Here is a 26,042-nt window from a genome sequence, read left to right on the forward strand (position 1 = left end):
AGCAATCCGCCAGCACGAAACTCTACTGCCGTTTCGGCATCTGTCTGGGTAGTTCTCTGGCAATCCGACTGCGAACGAACTCGGGACTGAGGCCCTTGATCCGGTCAATCCAGCGAATGCTGTTGGGCACGTACCAGTGCAGCCGTGTCGGGTGGTGGTAGGCCTGCCAGGCCACCTCCGCCACGCTGCTCGCGGGGATCAGCCGAAACATGCCCTTCTTCGGCGCGCTCGCGCGAATGTCTTGGGCCGACATCGTGGCGCCGTGGTCAGAGTGATTGGGCGTCGAGGTGAGGATGGCGGTGTCGATCAGACCGGGTAGCACGTCGGCAACCCGGACATCGTGCCGGCGCCACTCCAGACTCAGCGCTTCGGTCAATCCTTTGACCGCATGCTTGGTCGCCGAGTAGACCGCCAGGCGCGGTATCCCATAGGTGCCCGAGGACGACGACGTCGAGAACATCATGCTGCCCGGTGTCTTCTTGAGATAGGGGAGCGCGCCGTAGGCGCCGGTCAGCACGGCCTTGAAGTTGACGTCGACCACGCGCATGGCCTCGTCATACGGCACGTCCTCGAACCAGCCGCTGGCGCCGATGCCGGCGTTGTTCCACATCATGTCGAGCCCACCGTCCGCGTTGCCGGCACAGAAGTCGGCAAGTGCGGAATCGAATGCGGCCTTGTCCGTCACGTCGACCGCACGGGTCCACAGCCCGGCTTCCAGTTCTGCGTTCAGGGCTTCGAGGCCGTCCTCGCTGCGATCCACCGCACCGACGCGCCAGCCGTTGGCATGGAAGAGCTTGGCTCCCTCACGGCCCATCCCGCTGGCGGCTCCGGTGATGAAGATCGATTTGACCCGGTCCCGCATGAGGCCCTCCGTTGCTGACGAATAGCCGAGCTGGCCTTCAGGCGGCCTCGACCACTGCTTTGATGCGCTGGAGCGTTTTCGTCATATCGCGGATATTGCGCCGCCTGCGCAGAAAACCCCCAAATACCCAATACACGGCATTAAACGGTGACGGAGAAAGCCGAAATGACTCCGTCACATCGGTTCCGTCGCCGGCAGGTGCCAACCGGTAATGCCAATTGTTCACGGGTCTGCCGCCCAGTAATACCGCAAAGCCGAATTCACGACCCGGTTCGCAGGCGGTCACCTCGCATGTCGTCCAGTAGACGGGTCCTATCTCGTTTCGCCGAACATGCCCGCGGAATCGGGCCCCGAGCGACGGGCCAGTCGCGTCGCCCAACCACTCCGCCTCTATAACTTCGGGGGAGAAGCGTCCGGTGTTACGGACGTCTGCGATCAACTCCCAGATCTTGTCCGCCGGTGCCGCCATGTGAACTGTCGCCGAACCTTCCATGGCCTGATCCAAACACAGCTTCGCTCGTGGTCATAGACCTCGTCCGGACCTGGCGCCGGCCCGTCATGGGCGCGGCACGGCCGCCTGAATGATCTGGTTGATGATCGATGTCACGCCGCGTCCTGGCGTCGACCACACCGCTGTGGGGAGGCCAGATGCGGTGCCGCACTTCGGCCATGCGTCCAGCCCCTGGTCGGCCAGCACCCGGTTGGCCACCGCGATCTGCTGTTCCCTGGATGCCGTCGCCGGATTTCCGACGCCGCCGTACCTGGCCCAGGTCGCCGGCTTGAATTGCAGGCCCCCGTACATGCCGTTACCGGTGTTGGCGTGCCAGTTGCCGCCCGACTCGCACTGCGCGACGGCGTCCCAGTTGGGGGTGGGTGCGGCGTTGGCAACGCCGCTGGACAACATCATCGACGCTGCAGCCAACGCGCCGAATGCGGCAGACGTCGTGAGAAGATTGCCGATTTTTGTCATGTCAAGGATTTCGCCCGATGTGGCTGAAGCGTTACCGATCCGAATAGCTTGCGAGATGAGACATCTATCGCGTCGAGATTGGCAGGTCAGGGCACGAAATAAACGCGGACGCTCCAGGCAAATAGCGGTCTAAGAATTCAGGAAAAATCACTGAGAATTGATTAAGAGAATTCTTTCACAAGGGCCGCCGCGTTCGTATCACACGCGCAGGCCTTTCCGCAGCTGGGCGAAGACATCCCGGCGGCGCCGCTGAGTTTCGAGTTAGCCTGGCTGCTGTAGGTACCGCGATGAACAAGCGTGACGGCAGATCCAGAGAATGGCTGCGCTCGGGCCGGGCCCGGGCGCTGATCTTCGCCGCGCTCGTGGTCTCCCTGACGCTGGGTGGGGCGTTTGTCGTGGTGAGCCAGCTGAAGCCGTCGCCCGCCGAAGTTCTCGAGCATCCGGCAAATCCGGTCACAGATGATCAGAGCAGGGCTCAGGTGCTCGACGCGGCCCATCAGATCGTCGCCCTCGCCGGACTGCGGACGACATCGGCCGGTTACTTGCCGATGTCATGCAAGGGTCGCAAGGACCCGCCCTATCAGGGCGCGATCTATCTGACGTTCGCGGTGCCCACCGACGTGGCACCCGAGAAGTACTTCCCAGCTATCGCCACGACGCTGGTAAGCCACGGCTGGGTCGAGGGCCCGCAGCCCAACGGCCGCACCGACGGCAGGACGGTCTCGAAGGACGCCGTCACCGCGATCGTCTATCGCGACAGTGACGACCCGAGCCTGGGAGTCCTGCGTCTGTATGGGGAGTGCCGGAACATGAACGACCATCGCCACGACGGGTGGACCGATGTCGCCGACCAACTCACCGCGCAGCGATAGGCACGACACACGGTGGCGATCCGGTGGCGACCCGCGCCCTAAACGCCTACTGCGCCTGACGGATTGTCGTCAGGCGCAGTAGTGCGTTGTTGGGTTGCTGGTTATCCGTGAGCGCCCAGCGCGCCCTGCAGGTCACCCTTCATGGCATTGAGCTGCGCTCCCCAGTACTCCCAGCTGTGCGTGCCGTCGGCCTGGAAGTTGAAGACCGCGTTGTGGCCACCGGCCGCGTTGTAGGCGTCCTGGAACTTGATGTTGCTGCTGCGCACGAAGTTCTCCAGGAACTCCGCCGGCATGTTGGCGCCACCCAGCTCCGTGGGCTTGCCGTTACCGCAGTAGACCCACAGGCGGGTGTTGTTGGAGACCAACCTAGGGATCTGCACGGTGGGGTCGTTGCGCTGCCACGCCGGGTCGCTGGACGGACCCCACATGTCCGATGCCTTGTAGCCGCCGGCGTCACCCATGGCCAGACCGATCAGGGTCGGCCCCATCCCGCTGGAGGGGTCCATCAGGGCCGACAACGAACCGGCGTAGATGAACTGGTCGGGGTGGTACGCCGCAAGAATAAGGGCCGACGAACCGGCCATCGAGATGCCGACCGCCGCGCTACCGGTGGGCTTGACCTGCCGCTGGCTCTGCAGGTACTGCGGCAGCTCGCTGGTCAGGAAGGTCTCCCACTTGTAAGTGCTGCAGCCGGCCTTACCGCAGGCCGGGTTGTACCAGTCGCTGTAGAAGCTGGACTGGCCACCGACCGGCATGACGACCGACAAGCCCGACTGGTAGTACCACTCGAATGCGGGCGTGTTGATGTCCCAGCCGTTGTAGTCGTCCTGCGCACGCAGGCCGTCCAGCAGGTAGACGGCCGGGGAGCCGTTACCGCCGCTCTGGAACTGGACCTTGATGTTGCGGCCCATGGCCGCCGACGGCACCTGCAGGTACTCGACGGGCAGACCCGGCCGCGAGAATGCTCCCGCGGTCGCCGCTCCGCCGGCAAGACCGATCAGACCTGGCAGCGTCACAGCTGCCGCCGCACCGACCAAAAGCCGGCGCCCCCAGGCCCGGATCTTCTCGCTCACATCTGTCATACCTGCGCCCCTTATCCTTCTGTCGCCGCGCGTTCCCGGCAGAATTTACCGTGCGATTAGCCCAAATGTCGATCTGGATGCGAAGCAATCTCAGTTTTGTATCGATTACCGCCACCAATACAGCAACTGTGATATACGTGCGGCAAACGCCACCGCTGCATGCGCATGACCGTTATGGAACCACACCACCAGCCGAAATAGCGGTAGCACACGCCGACGACGGGCGAGCCGAACACCTCCGGGCGCACTGTACAAAGCTAATCTAATCAAAATGGTGGCGCCGTTTTCGACAAGTCGCCGTGGGTGCCGCAATGTGTCTGTCGGTGGCCCGAGACGGACGCAGGCGGTCAGGCCGCACAAGGCCGACAAATAATGACGCGCCAGACCATTGGCGAGAGCGGGGCGCCGCCAGTGGTTCGGCACCCGGGCGGCCGGACTTGCGTCGAGCGCGTAGGCTCTCTCGGAGCAAGCCGATGGAGACCACTGTCCCGGTCCATTCCGGCTCTCAAGGACCCACGTATCGATGGTGCGCGACGGTAGGGCTGCTTGGGGGCATCGGAGGCCCAGGGATGATTGAGGATGCAGACTTTGGACGCGGTACTTGGGCTGTCAGTGACACCGACGACCATTGGGTGGGTCCTCGCCGAGGGGCATGGCGCCGACGGCACCATCTTGGACCATCGAGAGCTGACACTCCAGGGCGGTCCGGGCGTGCGCGCGGTCGGTACCGCAGAGCAGGTGACTGAAGAGGTCTTGCGGGTGAATGCGGCCGCGGCCGCCAGCGATCACCGGCTGCGTGTCATCGGCGTGACGTGGAACGACGACGCTTCGGCTCAGGCTGCGCTGCTGTTGGAGTCATTGACGGACGCGGGTTTCGACAACGTTGTGCCGATCCGCATGCTCGAGGCCGTCGAGACACTCGCGCAGGCAATCGCGCCGGTCATCGGCTATGAACAGACCGCAGTGTGCATCCTGGAACAGGAATGGGCCACCGTCGTCATGGTCGACACCCACGACGGCCAGACCCAGACCGCCGTGAAGAATGTGCACGGCGGCTTGGACGGGCTGACTTCGTGGCTGACCGGAATGTTCGACCGCAACGCATGGCGCCCCGCCGGAGTAGTGGTCGTCGGGTCCGGCGGCGGCATCGATGCGTTCTCCTGGCAGCTCGAAAAGGCTTTGCCGGTACCGGTTTTCGGGCAAAGCATGGCCCAGGTGACGATCGCGCGAGGCGCTGCCCTGGCGGCCGCGCAAAGCACCGAGTTCACCGACGAGCAGCTGGTGGACAGCGTCAGCGTCGCCAGTGATCCGGTTGCAGCCGCCCCCGCTCGTTCGCGGCGGCTGTCCTACACCGGAGCCGCGACCGCCCTGGCCGCCGGCGCGGTGACCTTCGTGGCGTCGCTGTCACTCGCCGTAGGTTTGCAGCTGGCACCCGATCACCACGCCGGAACGTCGGGAGCGGTGGTGCGCCCGTCGACGCCACAGGTCGCCGAGGCCGTCACGCCGACAGTGCCACCGCCGCCCGAGGGCGAACCGCAAGCTTCTCGGCCCCAGCGCATTACCGCGGGCCAACCGGCCACGGAACCAGGCGCCGGTGACCCGAATGGACGGCCGCCCTCGCTAAGAGTGCTCGACCACATACCCGGTGCTTACGACGCGCCGACACAGCGCCCACCCCGGCCGTGACAACCCGTGGCGATCGCGAGCGCGGCGGGTCGCCACCATCGGACCTAGTCCTGTTTGGGATGCACCGCGGTGAAGATCACCGTTACCTCGTCGCTCACCTGCATCGAACCCAGCAGCATCGAATACGGCTTGACGCCGTAATCGGATTGGCGCACAGTGGATTCGGCGGACATTCGCCACGAGCGACCGAGATCCTCTGTGCGCAGCTCGATTACGTGCGGCCGCGACCTGCCCCGGATCTGCAATGTGCCGGTGAGGCGGTACCCGTGTTCGGTCCGGTCGACCTGGTCGGCTTCGAAGCGGATCCGCGGATAGCGGTTGGCGCCCAACGACTTCAACGCGTTCGACTTAACCAGGGCCCGCTCCGGCGCGGAGAGCGCCTTGACCCCGCCATCGCCGCGCACCACCTCGAATGAATCGACCTCGATGCTCAGCTCCACGGTGACGGGTTCGGCGTTGTGCCAGTGCACCGCGGCCTGCCAGCGCTTCACTGCGATGGTGAGACGATGCCCCATTCGCGCGGCCCGACCGGAAACGCCTGTGCATATTGACAATTCACCCTCGGATGCGTCGAGGGCCCATACAGTGTCGATCACATGGTCAAGACGGTCCGGTAGTGCGACCGTCCCTGCTCCATCGCCGCGTATCCGTCGGCAGCCTGCGCCAGGGGAAGCTCTTCGATCCATGCCCGCACGCCCGACAGTACGGCGAAATGCATTGTCTCTTCAACGTCTTTCGCCGTGCCGGAGGGATGGCCGACAATGCTCAGCCCCGGGTTTATCAACTGGACGGGGCTGATCGGCAGCGGGTCCGGAGTCACGCCGATGGTGATCAGTTCACCCCGGGGTAGTAAGCCTCCGACGGTGTCAGCCATGGCTGCGGAATTGCCCGCTGTGGCCAGCACGACCGCTGCGCCACCGAGTATTCGCAGCGCTTCGGCGACGTCACCGCTGGTGGAGTCGATGTAGTGATGGGCGCCCAGCTTCCGGGCGTCTTCGGCTTTTGCGGTCCCGCGGGCGATCGCGATGGTCTCGAAACCCATTGCCCGCGCGAACTGCACCCCGAGGTGGCCGAGGCCGCCGACGCCGAGTACCGCCACCCGGTCACCGGGTACGGCCTTGGTGTGGCGCAGCGCGTTGTAGGTCGTGACGCCCGCACAGCCCATCGGGGCGGCTTCGACGTCGGAGAGTCCGGATGGGATCCGGGCCAGCGCACTGGCCGGCACGGTGACCGATTGCGCATACCCGCCGGGGTAGTGCCAACTCGGGATCTTCCCGTTCGCGCAGTGGATGAAAATGCCTTTGCGGCAGGGGTCGCAGTGATAGCAGCATCCGCCGAACCAGCCGACTGCGACGCGATCGCCGACTGCGAATTCGTCGACGCCCGCGCCGAGTTCGGCAATATTGCCGGCGATTTCATGTCCGGGGGTCAACGGCCATGACATGCCAGGGAAGCCGCCGTTGACGAAGTGGCGGTCAGTTCCGCATACGCCGCAGGCGGTGACGGTGAGACGCGCCTCGCCCGGACCTGGCGGCGTCGTCTCTACTTCGACTAGTTCCAGGGGCGCGCCCGCGGACTGTACGTGGACAGCTTTATGCGTCGACATGCGCTTCCCCCCTGGTGTGTCAATGCGCGACAGGGCATTTAGCAGCGCCATTGGGGGCGTGATAGTCGACCTGCCAGTGCTTGATGCCATTGAGCCAGCCCGATCGTAGCCGTTCGGGCTTGCCGATCGGCTCCAGATCCGGCATGGCGTCGGCAATCGCGTTGAACATCAGGTCGATCGTCATCCGCGCCAGGTTTGCTCCGATGCAGTAGTGTGCCCCGGTGCCACCAAAACCCACGTGCGGGTTGGGATTACGCAGGATGTTGAAGGTGAACGGATCGTCGAAAACATCTTCGTCGAAATTGGCCGAGCGGTAGACCATCACCACCCGCTGTCCTTTCTTGATCTGCACGCCGGACAGCTCGTAATCCTCAAGCGCGGTGCGCTGGAACGAAGTGACCGGGGTGGCCCAGCGGACGATCTCGTCGGCGGTGGTGGGAGGACGCTCCCGCTTGTACAGCTCCCACTGGTCCGGGAAGTCGGTGAAGGCCATCATGCCCTGCGTGATGGAGTTGCGGGTGGTCTCATTGCCGGCGACCGCCAGCAGGATGACGAAGAAGCCGAACTCGTCCTCGGAGAGCTTGTGGCCGTCGATGTCGGCCTGAACCAGCTTGGTGACCAGGTCTTCCCCCGGATTCTTCGCCCGCTCGGCGGCCATCTGCATGCCGTACATGATGAGTTCGACGGAAGCGGTGATCGCGTCGTTGTCGGCGAATTCGGGGTCCTGGTCGCCGACCATCTCATTGGACCAGTGGAACAGTTTCTTGCGGTCTTCCTGCGGCACACCCATCAGCCCGGCGATGGCCTGCAACGGCAGCTCGCAGGACACCTGTTCTACGAAGTCCCCGGAACCCTCCGCTGCCGCGGTTTCGACGATGCGGCGGGCACGTTCGGCGAGGTCTTCGCGCAGGCGCTCGACAGCGCGGGGAGTGAAGGCCCGCGAAATGATCTTGCGCAGCCGGGTGTGCTGCGGCGCGTCCATATTGAGCAGAACGAACTTGCCCCTTTCGATCTGTTCGCCGACAGTGCCGTCTTTGTAGCGGGGCAGGGCGGTCTTTTGCAGGCTGGAGAACACGTCGCTGCGCAGCGATATTTCCTTGACGTCCTTATGCTTCGACACCACCCAGAAGCCGCCGTCGTCAAACCCGCCAACCCCGATCGGCTGTTCGTTCCACCAGATCGGCGCGGTTCGGCGCAGCTCAGCCAGCTCTTCTACCGGCAACCGTTCGGCGTGGATGTCTGGGTCGGTGAAGTCGAACCCGGGAGGCAAATTGGGGGTTGACTGGGATGACATGGGGACCCACTCCTCCAAGACGAAACGACACGAAGTCTTCTAGTTTTCTAGAGCCAAATAAACCACTGCGGCACCACGGTTGTGAAGGACTTCCGCCGGATCGCACGCCGAACTGCAACGTGTTCAGTGTCGACGAGTTCCGGAGATGCCGTCGATCTGCAGCCCCGAACAGGATCAACGAGCAACCAAGCAACCGAGAAAAGTCTCTCCGGGTGGTTGCGGTTCCCAGGCTGAACCTGGCCAACTCGGCGAAACGATCTTGTGGCGCTGGGCACAATCGTTATGCTTTGGTGCAGGTCACCGGCGGTACTTTGGGGGCCCGGGAACACAGACACCGAGGGTGGGACATGATTCGCGAACTACTTGCCGCCGCGGCGATCACAGGTGCCACGATCGGCATGGCGCCGTGCGCCGCCGCTGACAACGGGCGGTGGCCCGGCGATGTGCCAGGCATGAATTACGACGCATCGTTGGGTGCGCCGTGCGACAACTACGAGCGCTTCATCTTCGGACGCGGGCCCAGTGGGCAGGCCGAGGCCTGTCACTTCCCGCCGCCGAACCAGTTCCCGGCGGCCACCACCGGGTACTGGGTGATCTCCTACCCGCTGTACGGGGTCCAGCAGGCCGGCGCGAAGTGCCCGGGCTCGCAAGCCGCGGCACAATCGCCGGCCGGGCTGCCGATGCTCTGCCTGGGTGCTCAGGGATGGCAAGAAGGATGGTTCACCGGGGCAGGGTTCTTCCCGCCGGAGCCATGACCGACCGGCCAGCCGTCTCTCCGGTACCGCGCTGGCTGCGTTTCGTGATGGCATCGGATCGCGCCGGCTCAGCGTGGTACGTCGGCGTCGGCTTCTTCTTCGCACCCGTGCTGGCCCTGTTGTCGCCGTGGCCGCTGGTCACCACCGCGCTCTGGTGGATGATTGCCCTGGCCGGTTTGTGGCTGGGACTGCTGGGGATCGCGATGGTCGCCGGCCTGGCACGGGTTTTGCGATCCGGGGCCGAGATACCTGAAGATTACTGGCGCACGCTGGTCAACTACTGACGGTCTAGATTCATACCCAGGTTTCGGGCAACGATAGGAGACTCCGATGGCCATCCATCCCAGAGATGCAGTAGACGCGGTTCGGGACGTCGCTACCCACGCCGTCGAAAAAGCTTCGGACATTGTCGATAACGCGAGCCACGTGATCCGCGGCGACGTCGCCGGCGGCGTCAGCGGTATCGTCCGCGACTCGATCGACATCGCCACTTACGCGGCGGAAACGGCGATGGACGTCATCAAAGGCCGCAAGGACGAAGACGACCTGGACGTCGGCTAATTCGAGACTGATTCGAACGGTTCGGCGACGTCACCGTCAGACGCTGGCGGCGGCGTTGAGCTCGTCTAGCCTGGTCGTCGCGTCCAGGTACTCCTGCACCCAGCGTTCGATGACCGCAGACGTTTTCTCGACCTTGTTGAATTGTCCGACGACCTGTCCGACCGGGTTGAACGCTACGTCGACGGTCTCGTTCGGGTACTTGTTGGTGGCGCGTACCGCCATGCCGGAGACCATGTACTGCAGCGGCATTCCCAGGGGCTTCGGGTTGTCCGGCTGCTCCCATGCCTCGGTCCAGTCGTTGCGCAGCATCCGGGCAGGCTTGCCGGTGAACGAGCGGCTGCGGACCGTGTCGCGGCTGCTCGCCTTGGCGTACGCGGCTTGCTGAACCGGGGTGTTCGAGGCCTCCTCGACCATCAGCCACTGCGATCCGGTCCAGGCGCCCTGCGCGCCCAGCGCCAACGCCGCCGCGATCTGCTGGCCGCTGCCGATGCCGCCGGCGGCGAGGACCGGTACCGGCGCTACTTCCTTGACGACTTGCGGCCACAACACAATTGAGCCCACCTCACCGCAGTGCCCGCCGGCCTCGCCGCCCTGGGCGATGATGATGTCGACGCCCGCGTCTGCATGCTTGCGGGCCTGCGAGGGCGAACCGCACAACGCGGCGACCTTGCGTCCGGCATCGTGAATGTGCTTGATCATGTCGGCCGGCGGGGTGCCCAGCGCGTTGGCGATCATCGTCACCTTCGGGTGCTGCAGCGACACTTCGACCTGCGGGGTTGCGGTCGCCTCGGTCCACCCGAGCAGCTGCAAGGTGTCCTCGTCGGCGTTCTCGACCGGGACCCCGTGGTCCGCGAGGATCTTCTTGGCGAAGTCCAAGTGCTCCTGGGGCACCATCTTGCGTAGCGTTTCAGCCAGCTCCTCGGCCGACAGATGCGAGTCCATGCCCTCGTACTTGTTCGGGATGACGATGTCGACGCCGTACGGATGGTCACCGATGTGCTCGTCGATCCAGTTGAGTTCGACCTCGAGCTGCTCGGGCGTGAAGCCGACCGCGCCCAGCACGCCGAAGCCGCCCGCCTTGCTGACGGCGACCACGACATCGCGGCAGTGGGTGAAGGCGAAGATGGGGAACTCGATGCCGAGTTGGTCGCATAACGCGGTGTGCATGCCTACTCCTGGGGCCGTCCGCCGAATTGAAACGTGTTCTAGTTTAGTACGGCGGCGGCGGCTGTGGCCAGCCAGGTCTCGCAAGCCGAAACTACGAGCCGTCGCATGTGCCGCTCAGATCACGAGGCTCTGGGTCAGCCACAAGACCAGAAACGCAAGCATGCAGGCGGCGCAGATCAAGTGATCCCGGAAGATCGACCGCGCCAGCCGGCTCTGTTGCGACGAGTTGTCGCCGCGCTTTCCCAGCCGCACGGCGTAGGGGACCGTGTGCGTCAGGGCCAGCAGAATCGGAACGCCGGCCAGGACGGCCGAAGTGAGCAGTAGCCACCCGGGGTTGTGGCCCCCTGACGCCTGAAAGGCCAACGTGCTCAACAAGATAACCATCACTAGCGCAATCAGACGGCCCATCGGTCGCGACGTGGTAGTCGCGCGGTGGTAATAAGTCGCGATGGACGTGAGCACTGGCTCGGGTAGTTCTGCGCCGGCGTTTCGGTGCTTCCAGACCTGGACATCGAAGATCAGGTCCATCCACAAGACGGCGAGCAGGAAGCCGCTGCTTGCGGTGAGTAACGGAGCCAACGTTTCACCTCCGATTTCGGAGTCACTTGCGACACCGTATTGCACACCAAAAGCGCACTAATCCGTAGCGACTGGGCTACGGTCGCCTGAGCAGGGTGATGTTTGCCGGATCGGGGACATCCATGTCGAAGACTGTGCTGGTGACGGGTGCTTTCGGCCTGGTCGGGCCGGAGACCGTCCGGCTGTTCGCGGCCGACGGTTGGCATGTGGTTGCCACGGCTCATCGCAATGCCGACGCAGGATTTCCGGCTGGCGTCGAAACCCGATGGGCTGACCTGACGGACGCCGCTCAGGTCGACGATCTGGTCTCCGAGGTGTCACCGGCGGTGATCGTCCACTTGGCCGCTGTCATCCCTCCGTTGGTCTATCGTGACGCCAAACTCGCGCGCCGGGTGAATGTCGACGCCACCGCGATGTTGGTGCGTGCCGCCGAAGCCCAACCGAATCCACCACGATTCGTGCATGCCTCGAGTGCCGCCGTCTACGGCGGGCGTAACCCACATCGCCATGCCGAACGGCTGTCGGTGGACACGCCACCTCGGCCAACCGAGCTCTATGGAGGCCACAAACTCGAAGCCGAGGAACTTGTGCGGTCCTCGAGCCTGGACTGGGTGGTGTTGCGACTGGGCGGGGTGCTCAGCGTCGACCCGTCTGCCATGCCCTTCAACTCCGACGTCGTATATTTCAGCACTGCGCAGCCGAGGGACATCCGGGTGCACTGCATCGATACTCGGGACGTCGCAACGGCGTTGGCGGCCGCTGCGCAGGAGGATGTCGTCGGGGAGATCCTGCTGGTCGCAGGCGACGACTCGCACCTGCTCCGCCTGGGAGAAATTGGGACGGCAATGGCGGCCGCTCAAGGTCTGCCTGGTCTGATGCCGAAAGGCCGACCCGGCAATCCGGACGCCGACGACGAGGACTGGTATCTGAACGATTGGATGGATGTCAGCCGCGCGCAGCAGCTACTGAATTTCCAGCATCATTCGTGGCCCGACATGCTGGCCGAGTTGCGCGCACAGAGCGGCTGGAAGCGCTATCCGATGCGGCTCGCTGCACCCTTGGCGCGTCAGTTCACCAAACGCCAAGCGGCGTATCGCAACGTTCCTGGCCAGTACGCCGATGTGCGGGGCGCGCTTCGGACCAGGTTCGGCGAGACGGCGGTCGACATCACCAAGCCCGGATAAGGGGGCCCGGCCGCGGGGCCGATTCAGTCCACAGTTGGGTGTTTATCCACAAGCGGTGGTTTTCGCGGTGGTTGATGTCACCGGTTCGCCATAGGATTCGAACATGCTTTCGAATAGTTCTGAGGAGATCGCCGAGGCGTTCGACGCGCTGCACGCCGCCCGGGCACGGGTGAACGCCTTGTCGTTCGACGCGCTGAGCACCCCGGAACGGCTGACCTACCTCGAGCACCTCGAACACGATGCACGCCGCGCCCCGGTACCCGCGCACGCGTTGATCAACCAGCTCGGTGAGCAGGCCGACGACAAAACGCTGGGCGGGCGCCTGCCGGCGGTGCTGGCGGGGCGGCTGCGGATCAGCCGCGCCGAAGCGCGCCGGCGGGTGGCCGAAGCCGCCGAGCTGGGCCCGCGGCGCGCCCTGACCGGCGAAGCGCTACCCCCGCTGCTGACCGCCACCGCCACCGCTCAACGCGACGGGCGCATCGGAGCCGAGCACATCAAAACCATCCGCGGATTCCTGCACCGCCTACCCGGCTTCGTGGACCAGGCCACCCGCGAACACGTGCACGCCGATCTGGCCGACAAGGCCACCCAGTTCGGGCCCGAAGAGCTGGCCCAACTGGCCGCGCACGCGATGGACTGCATCCACCCCGACGGCGACTACACCGACGCCGACCGCGCCCGCCGCCGCGGCCTGACCCTGGGCCGCCAAGGCCCCGACGGCATGTCGCGGCTCAGCGGCTATTTGACCCCGGAAACCCGCGCCACCATCGAAGCCGTGTGGGCCAAACTGGCCGCCCCCGGCATGTGCAACCCCGACGACCAGGCACCCGTCATCGACGGCCCGGCCCCCGAGGAGACCGCACGGCGCGACATGCGCTCGCAAGCCCAACGCCAGCACGACGCGCTCAACGCGGCCCTGCGCGCCCTGTTGGTCAGCGGAAACCTGGGCCAGCACAACGGGTTACCCGCCACCATCGTCGTCACGGCCAGGCTCAAAGACCTCGAAGCCGCCGCCGGCACCGGACTCACCGGCGGCGGCACCCTCCTGCCGATGTCCGATGTGATCCGCCTGGCCCGCCACGCCCACCACTACTTGGCCATCTTCCATAACGGCAGGGCGTTGGCGCTGTATCACACCAGACGGCTGGCCTCCCCGGCCCAGCGAATTGTGTTGTACGCCAGGGATCGTGGCTGCACCCGACCCGGCTGCACGGTCAGCGGTTATCACTGCGAGGTCCACCACACCGAATCCTGGGCCACCACGCATCACACCGACGTCAACAAGCTCGCCTTCGCCTGCGGAGCCGACCACCCCCTAGTCGAACCCGGCGGCTACACCACCCACACCCGCCCCGACGGCCAAACCGAATGGATCCCACCCGCCCACCTCGACCACGGACAACCACGCACCAACCCCTACCACCACCCCGAACGAATGCTGCGCGCAGAAGACGACGACACATACGACACCGGGTGATAGGCCTTGATCGGGCACTGCGCCACAGGTAGCCTTGTGCTCGCAATTACGAAACGCTAAGTAGCGTAATTGCCGAACCCCAAAACACAGTGAGGATCGGCTCGATGCGCAGCCTTTATGCCGGCCTGCCCTTCACCACGCCCACACCGGAGATCGCCGCCGCGCTGCAGGACGTCAGCATCCCGACCCTGCTGCTTTCGCTGGTGCACATCACCGGCGATCCCCGCTTCATCCGCGACTTCAAGCAGATGGGCCTGTTTCTCAACGAAGTCCAGGGATTCATGTCCGAGGACGACAAGGCCCGGGCCCGCGCCGAGGCCCTTCCGGTGCTTGCGGACTACCGCGACCGTGGCTGCCCCGAGCCAGCACCGCTGAGCAGCGAGCTCATCAGAGAAATGATGGACTGGGCGGCTTGTGAGCACGTCGCCGATGACTACCTACCTATGGTCATCGAGGAGATGGACCTCGAAGGTGTCGACCCCCGCCGTCCGGCCGCCCTCTCGGCCGACACCGCGGCGCAGCTTCCTGTCGTCGTGATCGGGTGCGGCGAGTCCGGCATCTTGGCCGGAATCCGGCTCAAACAAGCCAACATCCCCTTCACCATCGTTGAGAAGAACTCCGGCCCGGGCGGAACATGGTGGGAGAACAGCTATCCCGGCGCCCGCGTCGACGTGGCAAACCACTTCTATTGCTACAGCTTCGAACCCAACAACGACTGGACGCACTTCTTCGCCGAGCAGCATGAGCTGCAGGACTATTTCACCGCGGTGATGAACAAGCACGGCTTGGTCGAGCGGGTGCGGTGGAACACCGAGGTGCTTGCGGCCGAGTGGGACGACCGCGAAGGCGTCTGGGACGTCTCCGTGCGCTCTGCCGACGGCCAGACGAGTACGCTGCGTGCGCGGGCGGTCATCACCGCGGTCGGTCAGCTGAACCGCCCGCACATACCCGAATTCGAAGGCGCGAATACCTTTCAGGGGCCGTCGTTTCACTCCGCCGCCTGGGATCATTCGGTGGACCTGGCCGGCAAGCGGGTCGCCCTCGTCGGGGCCGGAGCCAGCGGCTTCCAGATCGCGCCCGCGATCGCCGAGGACGTCTCGCACCTGACGGTGTTCCAGCGCACCGCCCAGTGGATGTTCCCGAACCCGATGTATCACGACGAAGTCGGTGACGGCGTGCGCTGGGCGATGCGCCACCTTCCGTTCTACGGCAGGTGGTACCGATTCCTGTTGCTCTGGCCCGGAGCCGACAAAGGGCTGGACGCCGCGCGAGGCGATCCGGACTATGCCGACCAGGACTACGCCGTCAGCGACATCAACGCCGCCGCGCGAATGATGTTCACCCAGTGGATCAGCAGCCAAGTGAGCGACGGCCCAGACTCAGATGACCTGTTGGCCAAGGTGATGCCCGACTATCCCGCCACGGGAAAACGGACCCTGCAGGACAACGGCAGCTGGCTGCGAACCCTGCAACGGGACAACGTCGAACTGGTGCGCACACCGATCCAGCGGATAACGTCCAGCGGCATCGTGACCGAAGACGGCGTGACACACAACGTCGACGTCATCGTGTACGCCACCGGGTTTCGGCACACCGATGTGCTATGGCCGCTGAAAGTCGTCGGCCGCAACGGAATCGACCTACGCAGCAGGTGGGGATCACGTCCGTACGCTTACCTGGGCATCACCGTCCCGGAATTTCCCAACCTCTTCCTCATCTACGGCCCCGGGACGCATCTCGCGCACGGCGGCAGCTTGATATTTCAGTCCGAACTCCAGATGCGTTACATCGACCAGTGTCTCAAGCGTCTGGCGGAGGCGAACCTGCATTCGCTGGAGCCGACCACGGAGGCCGCCACCGCGTGGCATCAACGGACCCAGACCGAGATCAAGAAGATGGTGTGGTCACACCCCGCCGTCAAACACTCGTACTTCAAGAACGCCGACGGGGAGATCCACACCGTCAGTCCCTGGCGTCTCAATGAGTACTGGGCCGCCGTGCGCGAGCCCGACTGGTCACAATTCATTGCGCGACAAAGGAAGTGAGCACGCCAACATGCGCACGGTAGTCATCGACGGGCCCGGCGCGGTTCGGGTCGAAACGCGTCCCGACCCCAAGCTTCCCGGTCCCGACGGAGTGATCGTCGCGGTCACCGCATCCGCGATCTGTGGCTCCGATCTGCACTTTTATGAAGGCGAATATCCGTTCGGCGAGCCGGTGGCGCTCGGCCATGAAGCGGTCGGCACCGTTGTCGAAGCCGGTCCGCAGGTGCGCAGTGTCCGCGTCGGCGACCTGGTCATGGTGTCGGCGGTGGCCGGCTGCGGCTCTTGCGCGGGGTGTGCCACCCGCGACCCGGTCATGTGCTCTTCGGGCGTGCAGATCTTCGGCGGCGGTGTGCTGGGCGGCGCGCAGGCCGATCTGCTCGCCGTGCCCGCCGCCGATTTCCTGGTGCTCAAAATCCCCGAGGGGATCAGCACCGAACAAGCGCTGCTTTTGACCGACAACCTCGCCACGGGCTGGAGCGCAGCCAAGCGCGCCGACCTGCCGTTCGGTGGCACGGCCGCGGTGATCGGCCTGGGGGCGGTGGGTCTGTGTGCGCTGCGCAGCGCGTTTGTGCAAGGTGCCGCAAAGGTTTTCGCTGTCGACCGGGTGGCCGGCCGGTTGGAGCGGGCCGCCAAGTGGGGGGCAACTCCGGTCAAAACCCCTGCGGCGGAGGCCATTCTGGCCGCTACGGGCGGCCGGGGCGCCGACTCGGTGATTGACGCCGTCGGTAACGATGCCTCCATGACCGATGCGCTCAACGCGGTGCGGCCGGGCGGGACAGTCTCGGTTGTCGGTGTGCACGACCTACACCCGTTCCCGTTCCCCGCGCTGGGTAGCCTGCTGCGCAGCATCACGCTGCGCATGACGCTGGCGCCCGTGCCGCGTACCTGGCCGGAGTTGATACCGCTGCTTCAGTCCGGGCGACTCGACGTCGACGGCGTCTTCACCACCACGCTGCCGCTGGATGAGGCGGCCAAGGGGTACGCGACGGCGGGGTCACGATCGGGCGACAGCGTGAAGGTACTCCTGAAGCCCTAAAGCAGGGGGAGAGTCACCGCGTTGCCGTGATGTACTGCGAGCGCATGAAACCGTCGATCTTGACGTCGACGTCCGGCGGTGTCATTCCATAGCCCGCCTGCAAATCCAATGTGTTGCGGACGGGTTCGACGTCCCATCCGTGCGCAGCCAGCCATTCCGCGGGGTCGGTCTTCGGCTCGTAGGTGAGCGCAGAGAAATCCACGTCACCGGACATATTGACGCCGGGGTGGTCGGTTTCCAAGGCGGCGAGCTGTTCGTGGTCCAAGCGTGAGCCCAACGCCCCCAACGCAATCCGACTGCCCGGTGCGCACAGTTCGCCGAACTGGGTGAACAGCGCCGTTTGCGCGTCGTCGGTCAGGTACGGCAACACTCCCTCCACCGACCAGGCGCTCGGTTGTTGCGGGTCGAATCCCGCCGCTTTCAAGACCGTTGGCCAGTCGCCGCGCAGATCGGCCGCGACCTCGTTCCTGCGGGCTTTGGGTGCGACGCCCCGCTCGCCCAGTACCCGGGCTTTGAATTCCAGCACTTTCGGCAGGTCAATTTCGAAAACCGTTGTAGCTTCCGGCCATTCAAGGCGGTAAGCCCGGGAGTCAAGGCCAGCGGCGATGATCACCGCCTGTCGGATGCCCGCGGCGCCGGCGGCTGAGAAGAAGTCGTCGAAGAACCGGGTCTGCACACCGTAGAGACGGGGGAAGGCAGTCTCGTCCTCGGAGGAGCCGGGGTTGGCAAGCACGCCCGACAAGAACCGGTCCTGCGAAGCCTCGATGAAATATTTCGCGTACTCGTCGCGCACCAGCGGTTGTTCGCTCACCGCGTGCAATGCGCGCCACCCAGCCACCAGTAGCGCGGTATAGCCCACGCCGCTGACGATGTCCCAGTTGTCATCGTCGGATCGAAGCGACCCGAATTCAGCTGGCGTCATCGGCCCTCCGTTCCTTTCCGGCTATCGCGCCAAAGTACGGCAGCAGCAACTTCAAAGCTCGAGCAGCACCGTTACGGGCCCGTCGTTGATCAGTTCGACCCGCATGTGGGCGCCGAACACGCCGGTCTCCACCTCGGCACCCAGTCCGCGCAACGCCTCTGCGAATGCCGTCACCAGCGGCTCGGCGACGGCCGCCGGGGCGGCGGCGTTCCAGGACGGCCGGCGACCTTTCGCGGTGTCCGCGTAGAGCGTGAACTGGCTGATCACCAGAATCGGTGCGTTGACGGTGGCCGCGGACTCGTCGTCGGCGAGAATCCTTAGCTGCCAAAGCTTTTCGGCAAGTCGACGGGCCTTGTCGGTATCGTCGCTGTGCGTGACACCGACGAATGCCAGCAGGCCCTGACCGTCGGGCTCGATGGCGCCGACCACCTCGCCCTCGACCGACACCGACGCCGAGGAGACTCGTTGCACCAGAACCCGCATGGGGCTCGATGCTGCCAGGCCGGCTTTGAAGTCTCTCGTTCCGGGTACGCTCGTTGGATGTCTGTGCTGGTCGCGTTCTCCGTCACGCCGATGGGCGTGGGCGAAGGCGTCGGGGAGATCGTCGCCGAAGCGGTTCGGGTGGTTCGCGATTCGGGCCTGCCGAACAAGACGGATTCGATGTTCACGGTGATCGAAGGTGACACCTGGGACGAGGTGATGGCGGTGGTGCAGCGCGCCGTGGAGGCGGTCGCCGCTCGCGCACCCCGAGTCAGCACGGTGATCAAGGCGGACTGGCGCGCCGGGGCCGTCGACGCGATGACGCACAAGGTGGAATCCGTCGAGCGCCATCTGTAGCGGCTTCAGTGGCGCGAGCAGACGCAAAAGCCCCCGACACGCCGAGGATTTGGGAGCTTTTGCGCCTGCTCGCCACCTACTGCACGGCCGTCCGGAAGGCTTGCTCGGCCTCGTCGCCGTGCACGGCGAACACGACCCGCTCCAGCGAACTTGCCTGGTGCTGCCGTACGGCGCCGACCATCAGCCGCGCCGCCTCCTCGAGCGGGAACCCGCCGACGCCGGTGCCGAAGGCAACCAGCGCCAGGGACCGGCAACCGAGATCGTCGGCCTTGCGCAGGGTGGCCGCGGTGGCGCTGCTGATGATCTCCGCCGAGGTCGGGCCGCCGAGTTCCATCGTCGCCGCGTGGATCACGTACCGGGCCGGCATATTGCCCGCGGTGGTCTCGACCGCCTTGCCCAACCCGATGGGCGCCTTCTCGTTCGATTCGCGCTGCACCTCGGGACCGCCGGCGCGAGCGATCGCCGCAGCCACACCGCCGCCGTGCCGTAACTGGGTATTGGCCGCATTGGCGATCGCGTCGACCTCGAGTTTGGTCACGTCAGCCTGCAATACCTCTAACTCGATCATCGGCACATTGTCGCGCAGGACGGCCACCCGGGGGCAGCCGCGGCTAGGGCGTGACGGCGGCCTGATCGCGCACCAGGACATACAACCGCCAGCGACCCGGGACCCCTTTGAGTTCGTGCTCACCACGGTCGGCGAACGTCCGCCGAGACCCGGTGACGATGTCGCGGACAGTCGAGGACACCAACACTTCGCCGGGTGCCGCCAGCGCCGCTACCCGCGCGCCGATGTGCACCGCTACGCCAGCGACGTCATCCCTTAGCGCGCCGCGCACTTCGACCTCGCCGGCGTGAATGCCCACCCGCACCTCAATGCCCAAAACCCGGACAGCGTCGACGATTTCGTCGGCGCAGGCGATCGCGGCGCTGGGGCTGACGAACGTTGCCACGAACCCGTCGCCGGCTGTGTTGACTTCACGACCGCCGAAGCGCTGCAACGCATGACGGATGATGGCATCGTGATTGTCCAGCAGGTCGCGCCAACGATCGTCGCCCAGCAAGGCGGCCCGCTCGGTCGAGCCGACGATGTCGGTGAACACGATCGTCGCCAGCACCCGCTCTGCATCCGAGCCGCCGCGCGCGCCGGTGATGAACTCCTCGATTTCATCGAGCATCGGCGCGGTATCACCAACCCAGTACAGGACATCGGCGCCCGGCAACTCGACCAACCGTGACCCAGCGATGTGTTCGGCGAGATACCGGCCGTGCCCGATCGGAATGAACCTCGAACCGATGCGATGCAACACCAGCGTCGGCGCGCTTATGCGCCCCAGCACCTCTCGCACGTCACTGCGGGTGACTACCTCCGACACCGCGCGGGCCATGGTCGGCGGCCCGGCACGGTTGCCCGCCATATCCCACCAGGTTCGAAACGCATCGTCGCCGGCGACGCTTGGAGCGACGACCCGCAGCACGTCGAAGCCGTGCTCCACAGCATCGGGATCAAGGGCTACGGTGCTGAAGGGGCGCGTGCTATCCACCTGGGCTCCTACCGGGTAGTCAGGCGCCCACAGCGCGCGTGCGGCGCCGTTGACGACCACCAATCCGCGGACCCGCTCGGGATAGTCGGCGGCGAGAACCATCCCGCTCATCGCGTGGTAGTTCGGCGCGAAGACGGTTACCTGACCGGCTCCGACGGCGTCCAGCACCGCTATCGCGTCCTGGGCCCAATACTTCGGTCCCAGCAGCGTCATGGAAGGCATCCGTGAGGAGAGACCGATCCCGCGGTGGTCGAACCGGATTATCCGGCTGAACGACGCCAGCCGTCGATGGAAACGGTGCAGCGACGGCTCGTCGTCGATCGAGTCGATCGGCACGAACGGCCCGGACAACACCAGCAGGTCGGCCGGACCCTCGCCAAGCACCTGATACGCGATGTCCAGATCGCCGCACTTGGCGTAGCGAGTCCTATAAGTCGGGGGCGCCTGCGCCACGGGCACAGGCTAATCGATGCGTAGGCTCATGCCGGTGAGTGCACGCGCAGGCATCGTGGTCACCGGAACCGAAGTCCTCACCGGACGGGTCCAAGACAGAAATGGCCCCTGGATCGCCGATCGACTGCTGGAGCTGGGGGTCGAACTGGCACACATCACCATCTGCGGCGACCGCCCGAACGACATCGACGCGCAGCTGCGGTTCATGGCCGACCAGGGCGTGGACCTGATCGTCACCAGCGGCGGTCTGGGGCCGACGGCCGACGACATGACTGTCGAGGTGGTAGCGCGCTTCTGCGGGCGCGAGCTGGTGCTCGACGAAGAGGTCGAGAACAAGATCGCCGACATTCTGAAAAAGCTGATGGCACGTAACCCTGCCTTCCAATCCGCTTTAGACCCCGGGACTTTCGAGTCGGTCCGCGCCGCCAACCGCAAACAGGCCATGGTTCCCGCCGGGGCGCACGTCATCGACCCGGTGGGCACCGCGCCGGGCGTGGTGGTGCCCGGCAAGCCTGCCGTGATCGTGCTACCGGGACCACCGCGCGAGCTACAGCCGATGTGGCACACGGCGATCGAGACGTCTGCCGCGCAGGACGCGATCGCCGGCCGGACCGTCTACCGCCAGGAGACCTTGCGCATGTTCGGGCTGCCCGAGTCGGGGCTGGCCGAGACACTGCGCGCCGCCGAACATGCCGTCCCCGGCTTCGAACAGCTCGAGATCACCACCTGCCTCCGGCGCGGGGAGATCGAGATGGTCACCCGCTACGAGCCCGCCGCCGCAGACGCGTACGCCCAGCTGACGCAGCTGCTGCGCGACAAGCACGGACACCAGCTGTACTCCGAAGACGGTTCGCACGTCGACGACCTGGTCGCGCGATTGTTGTCCGGCCGCCGGATCGCTACCGCGGAATCCTGCACCGCGGGCCTGCTGACGGCGCGGCTCACCGACCGGCCGGGGTCGTCGGAGTACGTGATGGGCGGCGTGGTGAGCTACTCCAACGAAGCCAAAGCCGAGCTGCTCGGGGTGGACCCGGCGCTGATCGAAAAGCACGGTGCGGTGTCCGAGCCGGTCGCCGAGGCGATGGCGGCCGGCGCGCTGCAACGCTTCAACGCCGACACCGCCGTCGCGATCACCGGAATCGCCGGGCCGGGCGGCGGCACGCCGGAAAAGCCGGTGGGCACAGTCTGTTTCACCGTGGCGCTGGCCGAGGGCAGGATGGACACGCGAACCTTGAGGCTACCCGGTAACCGGTCCGACATCCGCGAGCGCTCGACGACAGTCGCGATGCACCTGCTGCGCCGGGCCCTGAGCGAAACCAGTTAGCTCACGTGACTTCCGTTGGTAGAAAAGCACTTTCCGTCGTCCCGAAGCGGATTCCGGTGGCGTCCTTGCCGATCAGCGTCAGAAATGCGACGGCGAGCAGCACTGGCACGATCGTCGCCGCCAGGGCGAAGGGGTAGCCGTGCGACTCGGCCAGGTGTTCCTGGATAGGCAGGTTGAACGCCGCAAGTAGGTTCCCGAGCTGGTAGGTCACGCCGGGGTAGAGACCGCGGATCGCGTCGGGTGACATCTCCGTCAGATGCGCAGGGATCACCCCCCAGGCGCCCTGCACGCAGAGCTGTATCAGGAACGAGCCGAGGCACAGCATCGCCGCGGTCCGCGAAAGCGCGAACAGCGGCACGATCGGCAAGGCCAGCAGCGCACAGAAGACGACGGTGTTGCGACGACTGAACCGCTGCGACAGCGTGCCGAACACCAGACCGCCGATGATGGCTCCGATGTTGTAGACAACCACGATCCACTTGACCGTCGTGCTGGCCAGACCGGCACCGTGGTTGGCCGTCGCCCCCAGGAACGTCGGGTAGACGTCTTGCGTGCCGTGGCTCATCCAGTTGAACGCTGTCATCAGCAACACCAGATAGAAGAACCGGCGGACGACGGCCCCGCTGCCCAGCACGTCGCGAATCCTGGTGCTGGTCAGCCGCAGCCGGTCCTGCGCGGCCTCCCACACCTCGGACTCCTGCACCCGGTACCGGATGATGAGGCTGATCAGGGCCGGGATGATGGACAAGCCGAACAGCCACCGCCACGACAAATGCAGCCAATCCATCACCAGCAGCGCTGCAAGGCTCGCCAACAGATAGCCGAACGCATACCCCTCCTGCAGCAATCCGGAGAAAAAGCCGCGCCGCTCCACTGGCACCTTCTCCATCGCGAGCGCGGCGCCCAGCCCCCATTCGCCGCCCATCCCGATGCCGTACAGCAGCCGCAGAATCACCAGCACCGTGAAGTTCGGCGCGAACGCACACAGGAACCCGACCAGCGAGTAGAAGATCACGTCGACCATCAACGGCAGACGCCGACCAACCCGGTCGGCCCACAGTCCGAACAGCAGTGCACCCACCGGACGCATCATCAGCGTGGCGGTGGTGAGGAATGCGACTTCGGCTTTGCTGTGGTGGAACGTCTTTGCGATATCGGCATAGACGAAAACCACGATGAAATAGTCGAAGGCGTCCATCGTCCAGCCCAGCATCGCCGCAACGAACGAGTTCCGCTGATCGCCGGTGAGCTTCTGAGAAGTTGTCACGTCAGCATCGTGGCGTAGCGGGCGCGCTGGCGCGAGTTGATTGACCACGCCATCCGCGGGAGTAAGTTCCCGGTCTATGCGGATCATCGATGCCGATGGACATGTCGCCGAGAACTCTTCCCTGGCGACCGAAGCAATCAGACGCTGGCCCGATTACGTCAAGCCCAGCACCGACAAGCGCATGCGGTTGATGTTCGAAGGCCGCAACTACCCAGAGGACGAGGGCCCGGGCGCCGGCTGTCCGCCTGAACACGGGATCACCAAGGCACCCGATGTCAACTGCAGGACGGCCGAGGGCGTGGTGGGCGACGCCGACCGCGACCACATCGACACGATGGTGCTATATCCCAGCCTCGGCCTGTGCGTCCCCAGCCTCGAAGATCCCGATTTCGCAGCGGGATTCGCGCGCCTGTACAACCAGTGGATCGCCGACTACTGCGCGCCGACGAACGGCCGGCTGCGGGGTGTCGCTGTGACGCCGGTCGAACACGGGCAGGTGGCCATCGACATCATGCGCGAGGCCAAAGACTTGGGGCTGGTCGCGACCCTGGTCCCGCCGGCACTCAAGACCCGAAACCTCGATCACCCCGACCTCGACCCGTTCTATGTCGCCGCCGTGGACCTGCAGATGCCGCTCGGCATCCACGGCGCCCCCGGTATTCACCTGCCCAAGATCGGCGTGGACCGGTTCACCAATTACATCCAGGTGCACTGCATCAGCTTCCCGTTCGACCAGATGACCGCGATGACCGCGCTGGTCTCCGGCGGGGTGTTCGAACGGCATCCGCAGTTGCGGGTCGCGTTCCTAGAGGCCGGTGCCGGCTGGGTCCCGTTCTTCATCGATCGCCTGCACGAGCACTACGAGAAACGCGGCGATTGGGTCGAACGGGGCTGGCGCAGAGACCCTCACGAATATCTGGCGGCAGGCAACATCTGGGTCACCTGCGAACCCGAGGAGCCGATCCTGCCCGGTGTGATCGACGTGCTTGGCGCCGATTTCATCATGTTCGCCAGCGACTACCCGCATTGGGACGGTGAGTGGCCAGAAAGCACCAAGCATCTGCGCACCCGGACGGATATAAGCGAAGAGGCTCGCGAAAAGATCGGCGGCAGCAACGCGCAGCGGTTCTATAACCTCAATTGACCGGGCGCGTGCGAAGATCGGCCGATGGGCCCCTTCCTGCTACGCGCCGCATTGACCGGATTCGCCCTGTGGGTGGTGACTCTGTTCGTCAAAGGGGTGCACTTTGTCGGCGGCGATACCAAATTGGAGAAGCTCGGCATCATCTTCGTGGTAGCGGTCATCTTCGGTTTGGTCAACGCATTCGTCAAACCCGTAGTGCAGATCCTGTCCATTCCGATGTACATCGTGACGCTCGGCCTTTTCCATGTCGTCATCAACGGGTTCATGTTGTGGCTCACCGCCTGGATCACCCGCCACACCACCGGGTGGGGATTGCAGGTCGACCACTTCTGGTGGGACGCGATCTGGGCTGCCATCCTGTTGTCGATCGTGAGCTGGATCTTGTCGCTCATCGGCCGCCGGGTGAGGCGCAGCAGGCAATGACCTTCGGGCGAACCCTCGGGAGCTACTGCCCCCGCCACCGCGGCGGCCGCTTCTCCGCGAACGCACGCGGCCCTTCTTTGGCGTCCTCGGTAGCAAAGATCCGATCGCTGTGCCGGGTCTCGTTGTCGTACGCGGCGCCGAGGTCAAGGGACAGCGCCTCGACGGCGGACTGCTTGGTCGCTGAAACCGCCAGTGGCGCATTGGCCGCGATTCGCCCGGCGTAGTCATAAGCGGCATCCATCAGACGGTCCGCCGGCACCACCCGATTCAGCAGGCCCATCTCCAGCGCCCGCTGGGCGTCGACCATGTCGGCGGTCAGCAGCAACTCCATCGCCAGGGCGTATGGGATCTGACGCGGCAGCCGCACCGTGGTGCCGCCCCCCGCGAACAAGCCACGCTTGGGCTCCATCACCGCGAATCGCGCCTCGGGCACCGCCACCCGGATATCGGTGGAACCGAGCATCTCGAAACCTCCGGCGATGCACGTCCCGTTCACCGCGGCCACAATCGGCTTATAAACCGGGAACCGGTGCAGCACCGCATGGATGGCGTCGTCCTTGTTCCAGCCCTCGGGCTGGAACAAGTCACCCGTCAGTTCCGGAATGAATTTCTTCAGATCGGCTCCGGTGCAGAAATCCCGCCCAACGCCGGTGATCACGGCGACCCAAGCGTTCGAATCGTCGCGGAAGGCGGCCCACGCACGGGCCAAATCGCGGAAATGTTCCATGTCCAGCGAATTGCGGGTCTCAGGGCGGTTGATTGTGATGGTGACGATGTGGGCGTCCAGCGCATAGTCGATGCTCACGGCGTTTCCTTTCCGAATTCCGTCGCCGACATCCCTGGTTGTCAGTTCTTGTTACACATATGCTTAGCAACACCCGTGAAACGGGAATACCCCACGAATGAAGACACGTCGCTGGCGGCCCTTCTGGCACTCCGGAAGGCGTCACCT

General features: G+C 65.1%; 28 protein-coding genes. 13 read left to right on the forward strand and 15 right to left on the reverse strand.

The window, feature by feature from the left end; translation table 11 throughout:
• Positions 1-22: 22 nt before the first annotated feature.
• The 3 genes from A5791_RS21905 to rpfC are packed head-to-tail and all read right to left on the reverse strand — an operon-like array spanning position 23 to position 1,832.
• On the reverse strand, positions 23-862 hold the full coding sequence (locus A5791_RS21905; RefSeq protein WP_067241345.1) for an SDR family oxidoreductase: 840 nt from the start codon (positions 860-862) through the stop codon (positions 23-25).
• 37 nt (positions 863-899) lie between these two features.
• A complete protein-coding gene (locus tag A5791_RS21910; protein ID WP_197504756.1) occupies positions 900-1,373 on the reverse strand; it encodes an SRPBCC family protein in 474 nt (157 codons plus the stop codon).
• Between the two features lie 45 nt (positions 1,374-1,418).
• Positions 1,419-1,832 (reverse strand): resuscitation-promoting factor RpfC, encoded by a 414-nt coding sequence (gene rpfC / locus A5791_RS21915; RefSeq protein ID WP_067241349.1) that lies wholly within the window; start codon positions 1,830-1,832, stop codon positions 1,419-1,421.
• Between the two features lie 287 nt (positions 1,833-2,119).
• Between rpfC and A5791_RS21920 the strand changes: the two genes are divergently transcribed.
• Complete coding sequence (locus tag A5791_RS21920) at positions 2,120-2,704, forward strand: hypothetical protein (RefSeq protein WP_067241351.1); 585 nt, start codon at positions 2,120-2,122, stop codon at positions 2,702-2,704.
• A gap of 101 nt (positions 2,705-2,805) precedes the next feature.
• Here the strand turns inward: A5791_RS21920 and ag85B are convergent, their stop codons facing one another.
• Positions 2,806-3,786, reverse strand: coding sequence for a diacylglycerol acyltransferase/mycolyltransferase Ag85B (gene ag85B / locus A5791_RS21925; protein ID WP_067241353.1), 981 nt, complete (start codon positions 3,784-3,786; stop codon positions 2,806-2,808).
• A gap of 588 nt (positions 3,787-4,374) precedes the next feature.
• Here ag85B and A5791_RS21930 point away from each other — a divergent pair.
• A complete protein-coding gene (locus tag A5791_RS21930) occupies positions 4,375-5,472 on the forward strand; it encodes a hypothetical protein (protein ID WP_067241448.1) in 1,098 nt (365 codons plus the stop codon).
• 44 nt (positions 5,473-5,516) lie between these two features.
• Here A5791_RS21930 and A5791_RS21935 read toward each other — a convergent pair whose 3' ends face one another.
• Genes A5791_RS21935 through A5791_RS21945 form a run of 3 tightly spaced genes read right to left on the reverse strand, consistent with a single transcriptional unit; the run spans position 5,517 to position 8,372 of the window.
• Entirely contained in the window at positions 5,517-6,068 is a 552-nt protein-coding gene (locus A5791_RS21935) for a YceI family protein (RefSeq protein WP_067241356.1), read from the reverse strand.
• Positions 6,065-7,078, reverse strand: coding sequence for an alcohol dehydrogenase catalytic domain-containing protein (locus tag A5791_RS21940; protein WP_067241358.1), 1,014 nt, complete (start codon positions 7,076-7,078; stop codon positions 6,065-6,067). Before A5791_RS21940 ends, A5791_RS21935 begins: the two co-directional genes overlap by 4 nt.
• 19 nt (positions 7,079-7,097) lie before the next feature.
• Complete coding sequence (locus tag A5791_RS21945) at positions 7,098-8,372, reverse strand: cytochrome P450 (RefSeq protein ID WP_067241360.1); 1,275 nt, start codon at positions 8,370-8,372, stop codon at positions 7,098-7,100.
• A 347-nt stretch (positions 8,373-8,719) separates the two neighbouring features.
• Here A5791_RS21945 and A5791_RS21950 point away from each other — a divergent pair, with 347 nt between their 5' ends.
• From A5791_RS21950 to A5791_RS21960, 3 genes are read left to right on the forward strand one after another with little or no spacing between them, the layout of a single operon-like run.
• On the forward strand, positions 8,720-9,127 hold the full coding sequence (locus A5791_RS21950) for a hypothetical protein (RefSeq protein WP_067241362.1): 408 nt from the start codon (positions 8,720-8,722) through the stop codon (positions 9,125-9,127).
• The gene (locus A5791_RS21955) at positions 9,124-9,411 is read left to right on the forward strand and encodes a hypothetical protein (protein WP_067241364.1); all 288 of its coding nucleotides are present in this window, start codon (positions 9,124-9,126) and stop codon (positions 9,409-9,411) included. The genes A5791_RS21950 and A5791_RS21955 overlap by 4 nt, the downstream gene beginning before the upstream one ends.
• A 46-nt stretch (positions 9,412-9,457) precedes the next feature.
• Positions 9,458-9,688 carry a hypothetical protein gene (locus tag A5791_RS21960; RefSeq protein ID WP_067241366.1) on the forward strand — a complete coding sequence of 77 codons (231 nt, stop codon included), beginning with the start codon at positions 9,458-9,460 and terminating at the stop codon, positions 9,686-9,688.
• 36 nt (positions 9,689-9,724) lie between these two features.
• Here A5791_RS21960 and A5791_RS21965 read toward each other — a convergent pair whose 3' ends face one another.
• Positions 9,725-10,855, reverse strand: a complete 1,131-nt coding sequence (locus A5791_RS21965; protein WP_067241368.1) for a nitronate monooxygenase — start codon at positions 10,853-10,855, stop codon at positions 9,725-9,727.
• A 114-nt stretch (positions 10,856-10,969) separates the two neighbouring features.
• Positions 10,970-11,434 (reverse strand): hypothetical protein, encoded by a 465-nt coding sequence (locus tag A5791_RS21970; RefSeq protein ID WP_067241450.1) that lies wholly within the window; start codon positions 11,432-11,434, stop codon positions 10,970-10,972.
• A gap of 122 nt (positions 11,435-11,556) precedes the next feature.
• Here A5791_RS21970 and A5791_RS21975 point away from each other — a divergent pair, with 122 nt between their 5' ends.
• The 4 genes from A5791_RS21975 to A5791_RS21990 all read left to right on the forward strand — a co-directional run bounded on the left by A5791_RS21975 (position 11,557) and on the right by A5791_RS21990 (position 17,176).
• Positions 11,557-12,618: an NAD(P)-dependent oxidoreductase gene (locus tag A5791_RS21975; RefSeq protein WP_067241369.1), complete on the forward strand. Its 1,062-nt coding sequence runs from the start codon at positions 11,557-11,559 to the stop codon at positions 12,616-12,618.
• A 103-nt stretch (positions 12,619-12,721) separates the two neighbouring features.
• Positions 12,722-14,095 (forward strand): HNH endonuclease signature motif containing protein, encoded by a 1,374-nt coding sequence (locus A5791_RS21980; protein ID WP_067241372.1) that lies wholly within the window; start codon positions 12,722-12,724, stop codon positions 14,093-14,095.
• 104 nt (positions 14,096-14,199) lie between these two features.
• Positions 14,200-16,140, forward strand: coding sequence for an NAD(P)/FAD-dependent oxidoreductase (locus A5791_RS21985; protein ID WP_067241374.1), 1,941 nt, complete (start codon positions 14,200-14,202; stop codon positions 16,138-16,140).
• A 10-nt stretch (positions 16,141-16,150) separates the two neighbouring features.
• The gene (locus A5791_RS21990; RefSeq protein WP_067241377.1) at positions 16,151-17,176 is read left to right on the forward strand and encodes an alcohol dehydrogenase family protein; all 1,026 of its coding nucleotides are present in this window, start codon (positions 16,151-16,153) and stop codon (positions 17,174-17,176) included.
• Positions 17,177-17,189: 13 nt separating this feature from the next.
• Here A5791_RS21990 and A5791_RS21995 read toward each other — a convergent pair whose 3' ends face one another.
• Positions 17,190-18,098: a class I SAM-dependent methyltransferase gene (locus A5791_RS21995; protein WP_067241379.1), complete on the reverse strand. Its 909-nt coding sequence runs from the start codon at positions 18,096-18,098 to the stop codon at positions 17,190-17,192.
• Between the two features lie 51 nt (positions 18,099-18,149).
• Positions 18,150-18,581, reverse strand: a complete 432-nt coding sequence (gene dtd / locus A5791_RS22000) for a D-aminoacyl-tRNA deacylase (protein ID WP_067241382.1) — start codon at positions 18,579-18,581, stop codon at positions 18,150-18,152.
• A 57-nt stretch (positions 18,582-18,638) separates the two neighbouring features.
• Here dtd and A5791_RS22005 point away from each other — a divergent pair, with 57 nt between their 5' ends.
• The gene (locus tag A5791_RS22005) at positions 18,639-18,935 is read left to right on the forward strand and encodes an MTH1187 family thiamine-binding protein (RefSeq protein WP_067241384.1); all 297 of its coding nucleotides are present in this window, start codon (positions 18,639-18,641) and stop codon (positions 18,933-18,935) included.
• A gap of 76 nt (positions 18,936-19,011) precedes the next feature.
• Here A5791_RS22005 and A5791_RS22010 read toward each other — a convergent pair whose 3' ends face one another.
• Together A5791_RS22010 and A5791_RS22015 are read right to left on the reverse strand one after the other, a co-directional pair.
• Positions 19,012-19,503 (reverse strand): macro domain-containing protein, encoded by a 492-nt coding sequence (locus A5791_RS22010; protein WP_067241452.1) that lies wholly within the window; start codon positions 19,501-19,503, stop codon positions 19,012-19,014.
• Positions 19,504-19,546: 43 nt separating this feature from the next.
• On the reverse strand, positions 19,547-20,932 hold the full coding sequence (locus A5791_RS22015) for an adenylate/guanylate cyclase domain-containing protein (protein ID WP_067241387.1): 1,386 nt from the start codon (positions 20,930-20,932) through the stop codon (positions 19,547-19,549).
• A 28-nt stretch (positions 20,933-20,960) separates the two neighbouring features.
• Between A5791_RS22015 and A5791_RS22020 the strand changes: the two genes are divergently transcribed.
• Complete coding sequence (locus tag A5791_RS22020) at positions 20,961-22,256, forward strand: competence/damage-inducible protein A (protein WP_067241389.1); 1,296 nt, start codon at positions 20,961-20,963, stop codon at positions 22,254-22,256.
• Between the two features lies 1 nt (position 22,257).
• On the opposite strand, the gene A5791_RS22025 is transcribed toward A5791_RS22020, so the two are convergent.
• The gene (locus tag A5791_RS22025; protein ID WP_067241454.1) at positions 22,258-23,469 is read right to left on the reverse strand and encodes an MFS transporter; all 1,212 of its coding nucleotides are present in this window, start codon (positions 23,467-23,469) and stop codon (positions 22,258-22,260) included.
• A gap of 130 nt (positions 23,470-23,599) precedes the next feature.
• On the opposite strand from A5791_RS22025, the gene A5791_RS22030 reads away from it, so the two are divergent.
• Positions 23,600-24,667, forward strand: a complete 1,068-nt coding sequence (locus tag A5791_RS22030) for an amidohydrolase family protein (protein WP_067241391.1) — start codon at positions 23,600-23,602, stop codon at positions 24,665-24,667.
• Positions 24,668-24,691: 24 nt separating this feature from the next.
• On the forward strand, positions 24,692-25,090 hold the full coding sequence (locus A5791_RS22035) for a phage holin family protein (RefSeq protein ID WP_067241393.1): 399 nt from the start codon (positions 24,692-24,694) through the stop codon (positions 25,088-25,090).
• A gap of 22 nt (positions 25,091-25,112) precedes the next feature.
• On the opposite strand, the gene A5791_RS22040 is transcribed toward A5791_RS22035, so the two are convergent.
• Positions 25,113-25,895 carry an enoyl-CoA hydratase/isomerase family protein gene (locus tag A5791_RS22040; RefSeq protein WP_067241395.1) on the reverse strand — a complete coding sequence of 261 codons (783 nt, stop codon included), beginning with the start codon at positions 25,893-25,895 and terminating at the stop codon, positions 25,113-25,115.
• Positions 25,896-26,042: the final 147 nt, after the last annotated feature.

The sequence above is a fragment of the Mycobacterium sp. 852002-51163_SCH5372311 genome (assembly GCF_001667115.1).
GTDB lineage: Bacteria > Actinomycetota > Actinomycetes > Mycobacteriales > Mycobacteriaceae > Mycobacterium.

Excerpts from the sequence above, each read along its gene's own strand:
- A5791_RS21905 (WP_067241345.1), bottom strand. The coding sequence starts at position 862 with ATGCGGGACCGGGTCAAATCGATCTTCATCACCGGAGCCGCCAGCGGG.
- rpfC (WP_067241349.1), bottom strand. The coding sequence starts at position 1,832 with ATGACAAAAATCGGCAATCTTCTCACGACGTCTGCCGCATTCGGCGCG.
- A5791_RS21920 (WP_067241351.1), top strand. The coding sequence starts at position 2,120 with ATGAACAAGCGTGACGGCAGATCCAGAGAATGGCTGCGCTCGGGCCGG.
- ag85B (WP_067241353.1), bottom strand. The coding sequence starts at position 3,786 with ATGACAGATGTGAGCGAGAAGATCCGGGCCTGGGGGCGCCGGCTTTTG.
- A5791_RS21940 (WP_067241358.1), bottom strand. The coding sequence starts at position 7,078 with ATGTCGACGCATAAAGCTGTCCACGTACAGTCCGCGGGCGCGCCCCTG.
- A5791_RS21945 (WP_067241360.1), bottom strand. The coding sequence starts at position 8,372 with ATGTCATCCCAGTCAACCCCCAATTTGCCTCCCGGGTTCGACTTCACC.
- A5791_RS21950 (WP_067241362.1), top strand. The coding sequence starts at position 8,720 with ATGATTCGCGAACTACTTGCCGCCGCGGCGATCACAGGTGCCACGATC.
- A5791_RS21955 (WP_067241364.1), top strand. The coding sequence starts at position 9,124 with ATGACCGACCGGCCAGCCGTCTCTCCGGTACCGCGCTGGCTGCGTTTC.
- A5791_RS21960 (WP_067241366.1), top strand. The coding sequence starts at position 9,458 with ATGGCCATCCATCCCAGAGATGCAGTAGACGCGGTTCGGGACGTCGCT.
- A5791_RS21965 (WP_067241368.1), bottom strand. The coding sequence starts at position 10,855 with ATGCACACCGCGTTATGCGACCAACTCGGCATCGAGTTCCCCATCTTC.
- A5791_RS21975 (WP_067241369.1), top strand. The coding sequence starts at position 11,557 with ATGTCGAAGACTGTGCTGGTGACGGGTGCTTTCGGCCTGGTCGGGCCG.
- A5791_RS21980 (WP_067241372.1), top strand. The coding sequence starts at position 12,722 with ATGCTTTCGAATAGTTCTGAGGAGATCGCCGAGGCGTTCGACGCGCTG.
- A5791_RS21985 (WP_067241374.1), top strand. The coding sequence starts at position 14,200 with ATGCGCAGCCTTTATGCCGGCCTGCCCTTCACCACGCCCACACCGGAG.
- A5791_RS21990 (WP_067241377.1), top strand. The coding sequence starts at position 16,151 with ATGCGCACGGTAGTCATCGACGGGCCCGGCGCGGTTCGGGTCGAAACG.
- A5791_RS21995 (WP_067241379.1), bottom strand. The coding sequence starts at position 18,098 with ATGACGCCAGCTGAATTCGGGTCGCTTCGATCCGACGATGACAACTGG.
- dtd (WP_067241382.1), bottom strand. The coding sequence starts at position 18,581 with ATGCGGGTTCTGGTGCAACGAGTCTCCTCGGCGTCGGTGTCGGTCGAG.
- A5791_RS22005 (WP_067241384.1), top strand. The coding sequence starts at position 18,639 with ATGTCTGTGCTGGTCGCGTTCTCCGTCACGCCGATGGGCGTGGGCGAA.
- A5791_RS22010 (WP_067241452.1), bottom strand. The coding sequence starts at position 19,503 with ATGATCGAGTTAGAGGTATTGCAGGCTGACGTGACCAAACTCGAGGTC.
- A5791_RS22020 (WP_067241389.1), top strand. The coding sequence starts at position 20,961 with ATGCCGGTGAGTGCACGCGCAGGCATCGTGGTCACCGGAACCGAAGTC.
- A5791_RS22025 (WP_067241454.1), bottom strand. The coding sequence starts at position 23,469 with ATGCTGGGCTGGACGATGGACGCCTTCGACTATTTCATCGTGGTTTTC.
- A5791_RS22030 (WP_067241391.1), top strand. The coding sequence starts at position 23,600 with ATGCGGATCATCGATGCCGATGGACATGTCGCCGAGAACTCTTCCCTG.
- A5791_RS22035 (WP_067241393.1), top strand. The coding sequence starts at position 24,692 with ATGGGCCCCTTCCTGCTACGCGCCGCATTGACCGGATTCGCCCTGTGG.